The organism is Janthinobacterium sp. HH106 (genome assembly GCF_001758725.1).
Classification (GTDB): domain Bacteria; phylum Pseudomonadota; class Gammaproteobacteria; order Burkholderiales; family Burkholderiaceae_D; genus Janthinobacterium.
Genome location: NZ_LRIC01000048.1, coordinates 154,848 through 166,861 on the forward strand (window position 1 = coordinate 154,848; position 12,014 = coordinate 166,861).

The window sequence follows — 12,014 nt, forward strand, 5'->3', positions numbered from 1 at the left end:
GCATCGTAGGCGATAGCCTCATGCCCCGGCCAATGCTTTGTGCGCATCCGGTTATGCATTTATTGCATAGTTAGGAGGTCAGGATGGAATGGTGGTGACAGCCGCGCGCCGGCGTTTTTTTCCGCCGCGCGCGGCGCTTTCCTGCACCTGCACCAGGTATTGCCACAGGCTTTCGACGATCTGCTTGCCGGGGCGCAGGCTGGACGGGCGCTCGCGGTACAAGCGGATTTCCAGCTCGATTTCCCAGCCAGGCGCGCCGCCGTCGGCGCGTGCCAGGTGCTTGTATTTGACGTCGCGCATGACGGCCGATTCGGGCAGGAAGGCGATGCCGCGGCCTTCCAGCGCCATCATTTTCAAGCCTTCGGCCATGTCCGTTTCGTAGCAGGTTTCCAGGAACAGGGGCGCCTTGGCGTCGGCCAGCAGCAGTTCCACCATGCGCCCCAGGTAGGCGTTGTTGGTGTAGGAGAGGAAGGGCAGCGGCTCCCTGGCGCTGCCGGGCAGGACGAAGTCCGGCACCTTGTCCTGGCCGCAGCGCGCATATGCGCGCAGGGTTTCGCGGCCCATCACCAGCATGTCGTAGCGGCCCGGATCGAGCTGCACCGGCTGGCGCGGATGGTGATAGCACAGCAGCAGGTCGCAGCCGCCGTCGACCAGCTGCAGTACGGCGTCGTGCACGTTCAGGGCCATCAAACGGCTGTTGATCGGCGCAAAACCTTCTTCCAGCGCCGTCAGCCATTTCGGCATGAAGGTCAGCGACAGGGTGTGCGGCACGGCGAAGTCGACGCTCGTTTGCGTGGCCGCGCGCTTGCCGCGCAACAGGGCGCGCACGCCGTTGATCTGCCCCAGCATTTCCAGCGCCTGCTCGTAGAACACGGCGCCAGCGGGCGTCAGCCGCGTCGGGTACGAGGTGCGGTCGACCAGGTCGATGCCGAGCCAGTTTTCCAGCGACTGGATGCGCCGCGAAAAGGCCGGCTGGGTCACGTGGCGCAGGGCCGCGGAACGGCTGAAATTATGCGTTTCAGCGAGCGAGATGAAGTCTTCCAGCCATTTGGTTTCCATCGCGGCGGCGTTCTCTTGTCAAGGGCAGGGGCTAGGTGGAGTGGTCAGGGCGTCTCGGCCGATGCCGCCGGCCGGTACAGCGATGCCGGCAGGCCGAAGAAGGAGGGCGGACCCAGGGTCGTGCCATCGAGCGAGCCACCCGCGTTCAAGGCCTTGTTGATGGCCGACAGCAAGGAGCTGCGGTCGGCGAGATTTTTTATCAGGGCGCGCGGGCCGTTGTGGAAAGTATGCTGGGCGATATCCGCGGCGACGACAAAGATCGGCTCGCGGCGCAAGGGGAACTCCACCCATTCGCCGTCCTCGTCCTGGGCGCGGAAGGTGGCGGGCAAGGTCATGTTTTCGGCGCCGGGAAGGTGCGACACCAGCACCAGGCCGAAGGCTTCCGGCACCACGTCGGCCAGGCGACGCACCGTCAGGTCGTCGCCGACCAGGGTACGTACTTGCGCTTCCACCGCGTCTTCTGCGTCAGGCTGGGCGCCGAGGATTTTCACGGCCTGGTAAATCAGGTCGGGCGAGAGTGCTTCCATTAAATCATCTCCAGGATCATGGCGACGATTTCGTCGCCGTACGAGGCCAGTTTTTTCTCGCCCACGCCGCTCACGCCGCGCATCTGCTCGAGCGAGGTGGGCTTGGCCTTGGCGATTTCGCGCAGGGTGGCGTCGACGAAAATCACGTAGGCGGGCACGTTGTGGGTGCGCGCCGTTTCCACGCGCCACCAGCGCAGTTTGTCGAAGATCGCCTGCTCGCTGGTGGACAAGTCCGTCTCGACATAACCCTTCGCCACGCTGGTGCTGCGCTTGCTGGTTTTCACCGGTTTCTGGTACTGGCGCAGCTGCACCTTCTGGCCGCCCTTGAGCACGGGGCGCGAGGCGTCCGTCAGTTTCAGCGAGCTGTATTGTTCATGGTCGACCGAGACGAGGCCGAGCGCGATGGCTTGGCGCAAAATCGATTTCCATTCCGCTTCGCCCAGGTCCGAGCCGATGCCGAAGACCGACAGCGAATCGTGGTGCCAGGTCTTGATGCGTTCCGATTCCACGCCGCGCAACACGTCGATCACGTGGCCGCCGGCGAAGCGCTGGTCGACGCGGTAGATGGCCGACAGCAGTTTTTGCACGGGCACCGTGCCGTCGAACGACACGGGCGGCACCAGGCAGGTGTCGCAATTGCCGCACGGCGAAGCCGGTTCGCCGAAGTATTCGAGCAATCGCATGCGGCGGCAGCTGAGCGTTTCGCACAGGCCCAGCATGGCGTCGAGCTTCACGCCCAGCACGCGCTTGAAGGTGTCGTCCGCTTCCGATTCGTCGATCATGCGCCGCTGCAGCACCACGTCCTGCAAGCCGTACGCCATCCAGGCGTTGGCGGCCATGCCGTCGCGGCCCGCGCGCCCCGTTTCCTGATAATAGCCCTCGATGCTTTTCGGCAGATCCAGATGCGCGACGAAGCGCACGTCGGGCTTATCGATGCCCATGCCGAAGGCGATGGTGGCGACCATGACGATGTTTTCCTCGCGCAGGAAGCGCGCCTGGTTGGCGCTGCGCTTGGCGTACTCCATGCCGGCGTGATAGGGCAGGGCGCGGATGCCGCTCTGGTTCAGAAATTCCGCCGTCTCTTCGACTTTTTTGCGCGACAGGCAGTACACGATGCCGCAGTCGCCCGCGTGTTCCGTGTTGATGAAGTCGAGCAGCTGCTTGCGGCCATTCGCCTTTTCCACGATCTGGTAGCGGATGTTCGGGCGGTCGAAGGACGAGACGAACTGGCGCGCGTCTTCCAGCTGCAGGCGCAGCGCGATTTCAGCGCGCGTCTGCGGGTCGGCCGTGGCCGTGAGCGCGATGCGCGGCACGTCCGGGAACTGCTCGTGCAGCACCGACAGCTTGATGTATTCGGGACGGAAGTCGTGGCCCCACTGGGCTACGCAGTGCGCCTCGTCGATGGCGAACAGGGAGATCTTCGACGCCTGGAACAGGTCAAGGCAGCGCTGCGTCATCAGGCGCTCGGGCGCCACGTAGACGACGTCGATGCCGCCCGTGCGCACCAGGCGCTCGATGCGGCTCGCTTCTTCGTAGGTCTGGGTGGAGTTCAGGAAGGCGGCGCGCACGCCGACTTCTTCCAGCGCGTCCACCTGGTCCTGCATCAGTGCGATCAGCGGCGAGACGACGACGCCGACGCCATCGCGCAGCAGCGCGGGAATCTGGTAGCACAGCGACTTGCCGCCGCCCGTGGGCATCAATACCAGCGCGTCGCCGCCATGGCTGACGTGGTCGACGATGTCGGCTTGCTGGCCGCGGAAGGCCGGGTAGCCGAAAACGGTTTGCAGCAGGTGCAGCGCGCGCTGGTTAAGATCTTGATTCATAGTGCCTTATTCTGCCCAAACAACCCAGCCGTAGTGGGCGCTGGCCAACACCAGCAAGCCGAACACAATGCGGTACCAGGCAAAAAACGTGAAGTCGTGCGAGCTGATATAGCGCAGCAGCCAGCGCACGCACAGGAAGGCGGAAATGAAGGCGGCCACGGTGCCCAGGCCGAACAGGGGCACGTCGGTGGCCGACAGGATGTCGCGCGCTTTATACAGAGAATAGGCGGTGGCCGCCAGCAGGGTGGGGATGGCCAGGAAGAACGAGAATTCGGTAGCCGTCTTGCGCGACAGTCCCAGCAGCATGCCGCCGATGATGGTCGAGCCGGAACGGCTGGTGCCGGGAATCAGCGCGAAGGCCTGCGCGCAGCCCACTTTCAATGCGTCGAACGGCGTCATTTCGTCGACCGAGTTGACGCGCACGGTGACGGGATTGGTGCGCGCGCGACGCTCCACCAGCAAAATCACGATGCCGCCGATGATGAAGGCCATGGCGACCGGAACGGGCTTGAAAAGCGCATGCTTGATCATCTTGCCGATAGCCAGTCCGATGACCGCCAGTGGCAGGAAGGCGATGGCCACGTTCAGCACGAACTTGCGCGACTTCGCTTCGCTGCCGAAGGTAGACAGCACGCTGCCGATGCGCTGGCGGTATTCCCAGCATACGGCAAGGATGGCGCCGGCCTGGATGGCGATCTCGAAGACATCCATGACTTCTTTCGAGACATCCTTGGTAAAGTCGAGCAGGCTGCCGGCCAGGATCAGATGTCCCGTGGACGAAATCGGCAAGAATTCGGTAAAACCTTCGACCAGCCCCATGATGATGGCTTTTAGCGCAAGAATGAGATCCATAGATGTATAAACGGGTATAAGTGGCAGGATGGGGTAAGTGCGTGGCGCCCGCAATGTGCGCGGGGTCGAAGCTTACCATGCCGCAGGCCCGTCGAGCCGATTTGGGCGCTGTCGGGCGGCGCTTTTTTAGCATCGTCCGACAGGCAGAAGGAGGATCAGGAACGTTGTTTGGCCGGCGCCACCAGGCGTGCGCTGGCTGCCACCAGCAGCAGGGCGGCGCCCAGCATGGCGAAGGCGATATTCAGGCTGGTGGCGTGCGCCACGAAGCCGATCACGGCCGGACCAGCCAGGATGCCCGCATAGCCGATGGTGGTGATGGCCGCCACCGCCAGGCTGGCCGGCATGGCATGTTGCTGGCCCGCCGCCGTGAACAGGATGGGCACGATGTTCGCCGCGCCCAGACCGATCAGCACGAAGCCGGCCATGGCCAGGCTGGCATGCGGCGCCAGCACGGCCAGGAAGAAGCCTGCCGCCGCGCACAGACCGCCGAAAGTGAGCACCCGCTTGCCGCCAAAGCGTGTGACCACCTTGTCGCCCGTGAAGCGGCCCACCGTCATGGCGATGGCGAAGGCGGCGTAGCCGAGACCGCCCTTGGCTTCTTCCACGCCGCGCGTGGTGGTCAGGAACAGGGCGCTCCAGTCGAGAATCGCGCCTTCGGCCAGGAAGACGATAAAGCACAGCAGACCGATGAAAATGACGGCGCCATGCGGCATGACGAACAGCGGCGTCTTTTCGCCGGAGGCGGACGCCGTCGGCAGCAGATGGCCTTGCGCCGCGCCCAGCACGCCGCACAGCAGCAGCATCACCACCGCGCAGGACCAGGCCGGCGTCAGTCCCAGCCACAACAGCAGGGCCATGCAGGCCGCGCCGGCAAAGCCGCCCACGCTGAACAGCGCATGAAAACCCGACATCATGGCGCCGCCGTTGGCTTTTTCGATGATCACGGCCTGGATATTGATGGCCACGTCGAAGGTGCCCATGGCCGCGCCGAACACCAGCAGCACCAGGCCGAGTTGCAGCGGCGTGGCGGCCAGCGCCAGGCCGGGCAGGATGGCGGTCAGCAGCAGGCCGGCGCCGACAATGACCTTGCGGCAGCCGAAGCGGGCCGTGAGCATGCCCGTAAACGGCATCGCGCACAGCGAGCCGGCGCCCAGGCACAGCAGCAAAATGCCGAGCGTCGCTTCATCGAGGCCCAGGCGCGCCTTGGCATAGGGAACCAGGGGGGCCCAGGCGGCCATGCCGAGGCCGGCGGCGAAGAAAACCAGGCGCGTGGCGCGTTGTTGCAGGGTGCCGGTGAGATGCATGGGGGAGCTTTTCAAGAGTCGGGGTGGATAAGTCAGGCGTGGGCGCGCAACACTTGCACGCCCAGTCGTTCAAAGGCAGCCGCGTGGGCAGCGTCGGCATCGGCTTCGAGCACCAGGTGCTGCAGCAAGCCCGTGGCCAGTACGCCGAAGGGCGCGGCCGTGCCCAGCTTGTCGCTGGTGACGGCCACGACGACCGCCTTGCTGGCGCCGGCGATGCTGCGCTTGAACTCGGCTTCGTCATAGTTGAACGCCGTCACGCCCGCGTCCGCGTCGGCACCGCAGGCACCGAGGAAGCACAGGTCGGGATGCATGCGCTCGACCGTGCGCAGCGCTTGCGGACCCAGGCTGGCACCGGCGCGGCGGTCGACCCGGCCGCCAGCCATGATCAGCTCGATTTCGGGACGTTCCATCAGTGCCATGGCGATCGCGGGAGCATTCGTGATGACAGTGAGCGCCAACTGCGGCAAGGCGCCGGCGATGGCCAGGTTGGTCGAGCCCGCATCGAGAAACAGCACCTGGCCCGTGCGCACGAGGGACACGGCCGCCTGCGCCAGGCGCGCCTTGCGCTCGGGCGCTTCCTGCTTGCGCTGCGTCAAAGTGCCGCCATCGGGCGCCAGCGGCAGGGCGCCGCCATACACGCGCTGGCACAGGCCGGCCGCCGCCATCTCGCGCAAGTCGCGCCGTATCGTGTCTTCGGACACATCGAGCTGGCGCGCCAGGTCCAGCGCCAGCACCCTGCCGTCGGCATGTAATTGTTGCTGGATCAATGCGTGGCGTTGTTTGAGGAGCAGAGTGGCGGACATGGATTTTAATTAAAACGTGCAGGAATGAGCATAAATATACGCAAACGTGCAAGCGCGGTCAATGCTTATCTGCGCGTCACGGCGGCCAACGGCTGGCTTACCGTGCAACCGCGGCGGCCTGCTTGCCTGCCTCTTCCAGCAGCCAGCCGCGAAAGGTCTCCAGGCGCGGCAGGCCTGCGGACTCCGGCCGGTAGACCACGTAGTAGGCCAGCGGCGAAAGAAAAGTCATCGCGCCGCACAGGCGTACCAGCCGCCCGGAGGCGATATCGTCATGCGCCATCACGCTGCGCGCCAGCGCCACGCCATGGCCCTCGGCCGCCGCCTGCAGCACCGCCGCCGAATTGTTGATCTTCATGCCGCGCGAGGCGGCGCTATCGCGCACGCCCGCCTTCTGCAGCCACGCTTCCCACGTTGGAAAATCGCTATGGCCATCCATCGACAGGTCGTGAATCAGCGTTTGCCGCGCCAGGTCGGCCGGCTGCCGCAATGGCGCATGCTGTTGCAGAAACGCGGGCGAACACACGGGATAGACTTCTTCATCCATCAATTTGTCGGCGCTCAGTCCCGGCCAGTTGCCGGTGCCGTAGCGCACGCCGATATCGATGCGTTGCGAGACGAAATCGACGGGCTTCAGACTGGTATCGAGCCGCACGTCGGTTTCCGGGCAGACCGATTGAAAGCGTTCAATCCGTGGCAACAGCCACTTGGCGGCGAAGGCGGGACTGACGGTCACCGTCAGCACCCCGTTGAGCGAACCTTCCTTGAGCCTTTCCAGACCCAGCAGCAAGCGATCAAAGCCGGCGCGCAAATCCGGCAGCGCGCGCTCCGCGGCCTGCGTCGCCACCAGCCGCGTCTTGCCCGCCGTGTGTCGATGGAACAGCGGCGCGCCCAGCCAGTCTTCCAGGGCGCGCACCAACTGGCCCACGGCAGCGGGGCTGACGTTGAGTTCAGCGGCGGCGGCTGAAAAGCTCTGGTGGCGGGCGCTGGCTTCGAATGCCCGCAAGGCGTTCAGATGGATCGGTGTCTTCATGATTTTCTTCCATGGTGTCGCGTGATTGTGCGTCTCTGCGTGGCTATTTTAGTCACTCCGCAGCCGTGCCACTAAAGATTTTCTTTCAATGACTGACATTTAATCTGGTTTGTTCCCGTTCGCCGCCAAGCGCAGAATGCATTGCATCGCGGCAGTACACAACTGCCCGGAAGTTTTTCTTCAACAGCGCCTGCCTGACGGCGGGCATAGGAAAGGAATGAAAATGAGCAAGCAATTCGAAGGCAAGAAACTGCTGGTTGTGGGTGGCACCAGCGGCATGGGTCTGGCGACGGCACGCGTGGTGCTGGAGCAAGGCGGCAGCGCCGTGATCGTCGGCCACCGCGCAGAGAAAACCGAAGAGGCGCGCAAGGCATTGTCGGCGCTCGGCACGGTGTGGGCGGTGACCGCCGACCTGTCGAGCGACGCGGGCCTGGCCGCGCTGCTCAAAACGCTGGACGAACAGCATGCGGACATCGATCTGCTGGTCAACGCGGCAGGCGTGTTCTTCCCCAAACCGTTCCTCGAACACGGCGCCGCCGACTACGACCAGTATATGAATCTCAACAAGGCCTTGTTCTTCATCACGCAAAAGGTGGCCGCGCACCTGGTCGCCGGCGGACGCCCTGGGTCTATCGTCAACATCGGCTCGATGTGGGGCAAGCAGGCGATCGCCGCCACGCCATCGTCGGCGTATTCGATGGCCAAGGCCGGCCTGCACTCGCTGACCCAGCATCTGGCGATGGAACTGGCATCGAAGCAGATTCGCGTCAACGCCGTCTCGCCAGCCGTCGTGCAGACGCCGATCTACGAAGGTTTTATTCCGAAGGCGGAGGTCCATGAGGCGCTGCAGGGCTTCAACGGTTTCCACCCGATCGGCCGCGTGGGCACGCCGCTGGACGTGGCGGAAGTGGTGGCGTTTCTGCTGTCCGACAAGGCTGCCTGGGTGACCGGCGCGGTGTGGGACGTCGATGGCGGCGTGATGGCCGGCCGCAACTAAATACCTGGGGCAAGCCCGCCTTGCCCGCCTTTTCTTCACCTGATCATCAAGGAGCATCGCATGGCTTATCTGCAAATCACCCTCAAGATCGCCAACGCCAACCGCGCCGCGGCGGCTGGCGTCTATCAGCAGTACAAGGCGCCGTTCCTGGCCGGCATCGCGGGCGCGCAGTCGAAGCAATTGCTGATCCGCGAGGAAGACGTGCAAGTGCTGCATGGCTTCGACAGCGTGGGCAACGCCAATGCCTATCTGCAAAGCGCGCTGTTCAACAGCGACGTGGTGGTGGCGCTCACGCCGCTGCTGGACGCGGCGCCCGACGTGCGCATTTATACCGTGGCGTAAGCGGGCACCCGCCCGCTGCTACCTACTATTCCCTTTTTTGGAGCAAAAATCATGATGCAAGACTGGAACACCTACCGCGACTCCCTGCTGGAAAAAGTCGGCGATTACGCCGCGCAGAGCCCCGACGTGATGCGCGGCGTGATGGCCATCGACGGCGCCGCCGCCAAGACCGGCCACCTGGCGCCGAAGATCCACGAACTGATCGCGCTGGCGGTGGCCATCACCACGCGTTGCGACGGCTGCATCTCGGTGCACACGAAGAAAGCGGTGGAAGCCGGTGCGACCCTGGAAGAAATTTCCGAAGCGCTCGGCGTGGCGATCGCGCTCAATACGGGCGCCGCGCTGACGTATTCGGCGCGCGTGATGGAAGCCTACCAACAGCTGCCGAATCAGTAAGCGCTGGCCGTTTTTTTCAACTTGGAAGTTTGTCATGCTGATCAATGCCGATTTTTCGCGCCCCGTCATCCTGGCGCCGCACCAGTACCGCTGGGTCGCGTCGCCGCAGGGCGGCGTCGAGCGCATCATGCTCGATCGCATCGGCGCCGAGCAAGCGCGCGCAACGAGCATCGTGCGCTATGCGCCCGAATCCTTCTTCCCGCCGCATCGGCATCCGGGCGGCGAGGAAATCCTGGTCCTCGACGGCACGTTTTCCGAAGACGGCGTGGATTATCCCGCCGGCTGGTATTTGCGCAATCCGCCCGGCTCCAGCCACCGGCCGTCGAGCGGCGCGGGGGCGGTGATCTTCGTCAAGTTGCAGCAGATGCAGCCGCGCGAACAGCGCCACGTCCGCATCGACACCCGCGACCCCGCCAACTGGCGCGAGCAGCGGGGGCGGGCCGTCTGTCCGCTGTTCGACGATGCTGCCGAGCAGGTCAGCCTGCAGCGGCTGATGCCGCATGAAGCCTTGCTGGCCGAGGCAGATGGCAGCCAGGAACTGCTGGTGCTCGAGGGCGAGGTGCGCGCACGCCAGCATGCCTGCGCGCCGCGCAGCTGGATGCGCCTGCCTGCCGGCACCTTGCCCGCCATCGTTGCCGGTGCGCAGGGAGCCACCGTTTACCTGAAAGTCCGGCATGTGGCGGACGCGACTTTGAAAGGATCAGCATGCAACACGCACGCATCATCATTATCGGCGCCGGCCTGAGCGGCCTGTACGCGGCCCACTTGCTGGAGCGGCTGGGCGTGGCCAATGTCGTCGTGCTCGAAGCGCGCGATTTCATCGGCGGGCGTATCGCCGGCATGCAGGCAGCTGGCGGCAGCGACCGCTTCGACCTGGGCCCGGCCTGGTTCTGGCCCGAGCAGCAGTGCGCGCTGCACCAGCTGGTCGACGGGCTGGGGCTGCAGTGCTTCGCCCAGTACGACCAGGGCGACATGCTGTACCAGCGCGCCGCAGGGGAGGCGCCGGTGCGCATGCGCACGTACGCGAGCGCGCCGCCATCGATGCGCCTGATTGGCGGCATGAATGCGCTGACCGATGCCTTGCACGGCACCTTGCGCAGCACGCGCGTCGTCACCGGACAACAGGTGCTGCGCCTGCGCCATGCGGCCGAGCACGTCGAAGTGGCGAGCGCGGATGCGGCGGGCGCCGTCACCGCGTGGCGCGCCGGCCACGTGCTGCTGGCATTGCCGCCGCGCCTGGCTGCCGCCGGTATCGCGTACGAGCCGGCCCTGCCTGCGGCGCTGGCGCGCGAGTGGACCGCCACCGCCACCTGGATGGCGCCCCATGCGAAGTACGTCGCCGTCTACGAGCGGCCGTTCTGGCGCGAACAGGGCTTGTCCGGTTCGGCGCGCAGCCAGAGCGGGCCGCTGGGCGAGATCCATGATGCCTCGATGCCGGGCGGCAGCGCTGCCCTGTTTGGTTTCCTGGCCATGCCGGCACGCACGCGCCAGCGCCTGGACGATGGGGTCTTGCTGGCGCATTGCCGGGCCCAGCTGGTACGGCTGTTCGGCCCGCAAGCTGCCGCGCCGCGCACCGATGCCATCAAGGACTGGTCGCAGGATGCGCTGACCGCCACCGCTGCCGACCTCGACGCCGGCGGCGAGCACGCTCACGCCCCGGCAGCGGCGCCTGCGGCCGGTCCCTGGCAGGGCCGCCTGACGGCCATCGCCAGCGAATGGTCGCCGCGCTTTCCCGGCTATCTGGCCGGCGCGGTCGAGGCGGCCGCTCTGGGCGTGCAAGCCTGGCAAGCGGCGCAGCAGCGCCCGGCGATTCCGTGACCTAACTCAACGAAGGAGAAATGAAGATGAAAGCCACTTACCGCGCCATGCAAGTGAGCCGCCCTGGCGTGCTGGAACTGGTCGAGCGCGCCACGCCGCTGCCTGGCGTGGGCGAAGTCTTGATCGCCGTCGAAGCCTGCGGCATCTGTGGCGCCGACAGCGCCGATATCGACGGCGCCGACCCGGCGCTGCAGCCGCCGCGCGTGCCCGGTCACGAGGTGGTCGGGCGCATCGTCGCGCTGGGCGAACACACGCCGGGCATCTGGCAAATCGGCCAGCGCGTCGGCGTCGGCCGTCTGGGCGGCCACTGCAACGCCTGCCCGCCCTGCCGCCAAGGCCGTTTCCAGTTATGTCAGGACCAGCCGTTCGTGGGCGCCAGCCGCGACGGCGGCTATGCCGAGATGATGCTGGCGCGCGCCACCGGCCTGGTATCGATTCCCGGGCAGCTTGATGCGGAAGAGGCGGCGCCCATCCTGTGCGCCGGACTCGCCACCTTCAATGCGCTCAAGAAGAGCGGGGCGCAGGCGGGCGATACGGTCGCCATCCTGGGCATCGGCGGCCTGGGGCATATGGCCTTGCAGTATGCGCGCCGCATGGGCTTCAAGGTGGTGGCGATCGGGCGCGGCGGCGATATTGCGCAGGACGCGCTGGAGCTGGGCGCGCACGTGTATGTCGACAGCCTGGCCGAGGATGCGGCCGCCGTGCTGCAAGCGCATGGCGGGGCGCAGGCGGTCATCACCACCGTCTCCAGCGCGGCCGCCGTGACGGCGCTGATGGATGGCCTGGCGCCAGCCGGACGGCTGGTCGTGCTGGGCGCGGGCAAGGATCCGCTGCTCGTGTCTTCCGGTAAATTGGTGGTGGGCGAACGCGGCGTGCTCGGCTCGATCACCGGCACGCCGTATGACAATGAAAAGACGCTTGCTTTCAGCGTGCTGGCCGGCGTGCGTCCGCGTATCGTAACCATGCCGCTGGAACGTGCGGCCGAAGCCTGTCAGCGCATGCAGTCCGGGGACGTCAAGTTCCGCATGGTGCTGACCATGTTGCCGAAGGCCTAGGCATTCTC

At 65.7% G+C, this 12,014-nt stretch carries 13 protein-coding genes; 6 read left to right on the forward strand and 7 right to left on the reverse strand.

Going from position 1 to position 12,014, the window contains the following annotated elements:
- Positions 1 to 78: 78 nt before the first annotated feature.
- The 7 genes from JAB8_RS18225 to gcvA all read right to left on the reverse strand — a co-directional run bounded on the left by JAB8_RS18225 (position 79) and on the right by gcvA (position 7,398).
- A complete protein-coding gene (locus JAB8_RS18225) occupies positions 79 to 1,059 on the reverse strand; it encodes a LysR family transcriptional regulator (RefSeq protein WP_070290862.1) in 981 nt (326 codons plus the stop codon).
- A gap of 44 nt (positions 1,060 to 1,103) precedes the next feature.
- Positions 1,104 to 1,586 carry a hypothetical protein gene (locus JAB8_RS18230; RefSeq protein ID WP_070290863.1) on the reverse strand — a complete coding sequence of 161 codons (483 nt, stop codon included), beginning with the start codon at positions 1,584 to 1,586 and terminating at the stop codon, positions 1,104 to 1,106.
- Entirely contained in the window at positions 1,586 to 3,409 is a 1,824-nt protein-coding gene (gene recQ / locus JAB8_RS18235; protein ID WP_070220494.1) for a DNA helicase RecQ, read from the reverse strand. The genes JAB8_RS18230 and recQ overlap by 1 nt, the downstream gene beginning before the upstream one ends.
- A 6-nt stretch (positions 3,410 to 3,415) precedes the next feature.
- Complete coding sequence (locus JAB8_RS18240) at positions 3,416 to 4,261, reverse strand: undecaprenyl-diphosphate phosphatase (protein ID WP_070220493.1); 846 nt, start codon at positions 4,259 to 4,261, stop codon at positions 3,416 to 3,418.
- A gap of 155 nt (positions 4,262 to 4,416) precedes the next feature.
- Entirely contained in the window at positions 4,417 to 5,565 is a 1,149-nt protein-coding gene (locus tag JAB8_RS18245) for an MFS transporter (RefSeq protein WP_070290864.1), read from the reverse strand.
- A 32-nt stretch (positions 5,566 to 5,597) separates the two neighbouring features.
- Positions 5,598 to 6,368, reverse strand: a complete 771-nt coding sequence (locus JAB8_RS18250) for a DeoR/GlpR family DNA-binding transcription regulator (protein ID WP_070290865.1) — start codon at positions 6,366 to 6,368, stop codon at positions 5,598 to 5,600.
- 97 nt (positions 6,369 to 6,465) lie between these two features.
- The gene (gene gcvA / locus JAB8_RS18255) at positions 6,466 to 7,398 is read right to left on the reverse strand and encodes a transcriptional regulator GcvA (protein WP_070290866.1); all 933 of its coding nucleotides are present in this window, start codon (positions 7,396 to 7,398) and stop codon (positions 6,466 to 6,468) included.
- 223 nt (positions 7,399 to 7,621) lie between these two features.
- On the opposite strand from gcvA, the gene JAB8_RS18260 reads away from it, so the two are divergent.
- The 6 genes from JAB8_RS18260 to JAB8_RS18285 are packed head-to-tail and all read left to right on the forward strand — an operon-like array spanning position 7,622 to position 12,006.
- Positions 7,622 to 8,395, forward strand: a complete 774-nt coding sequence (locus JAB8_RS18260) for an SDR family oxidoreductase (protein ID WP_070220755.1) — start codon at positions 7,622 to 7,624, stop codon at positions 8,393 to 8,395.
- A gap of 60 nt (positions 8,396 to 8,455) precedes the next feature.
- Entirely contained in the window at positions 8,456 to 8,737 is a 282-nt protein-coding gene (locus JAB8_RS18265) for a hypothetical protein (RefSeq protein WP_070220486.1), read from the forward strand.
- 51 nt (positions 8,738 to 8,788) lie between these two features.
- Positions 8,789 to 9,133 carry a carboxymuconolactone decarboxylase family protein gene (locus tag JAB8_RS18270; RefSeq protein ID WP_070290867.1) on the forward strand — a complete coding sequence of 115 codons (345 nt, stop codon included), beginning with the start codon at positions 8,789 to 8,791 and terminating at the stop codon, positions 9,131 to 9,133.
- 34 nt (positions 9,134 to 9,167) lie between these two features.
- Entirely contained in the window at positions 9,168 to 9,878 is a 711-nt protein-coding gene (locus JAB8_RS18275; protein ID WP_070290868.1) for a cupin domain-containing protein, read from the forward strand.
- Positions 9,839 to 10,951 (forward strand): FAD-dependent oxidoreductase, encoded by a 1,113-nt coding sequence (locus JAB8_RS18280; RefSeq protein WP_175445215.1) that lies wholly within the window; start codon positions 9,839 to 9,841, stop codon positions 10,949 to 10,951. Before JAB8_RS18275 ends, JAB8_RS18280 begins: the two co-directional genes overlap by 40 nt.
- A gap of 26 nt (positions 10,952 to 10,977) precedes the next feature.
- Positions 10,978 to 12,006: an alcohol dehydrogenase gene (locus JAB8_RS18285; protein ID WP_070291059.1), complete on the forward strand. Its 1,029-nt coding sequence runs from the start codon at positions 10,978 to 10,980 to the stop codon at positions 12,004 to 12,006.
- The last annotated feature ends 8 nt before the right edge of the window (positions 12,007 to 12,014 follow it).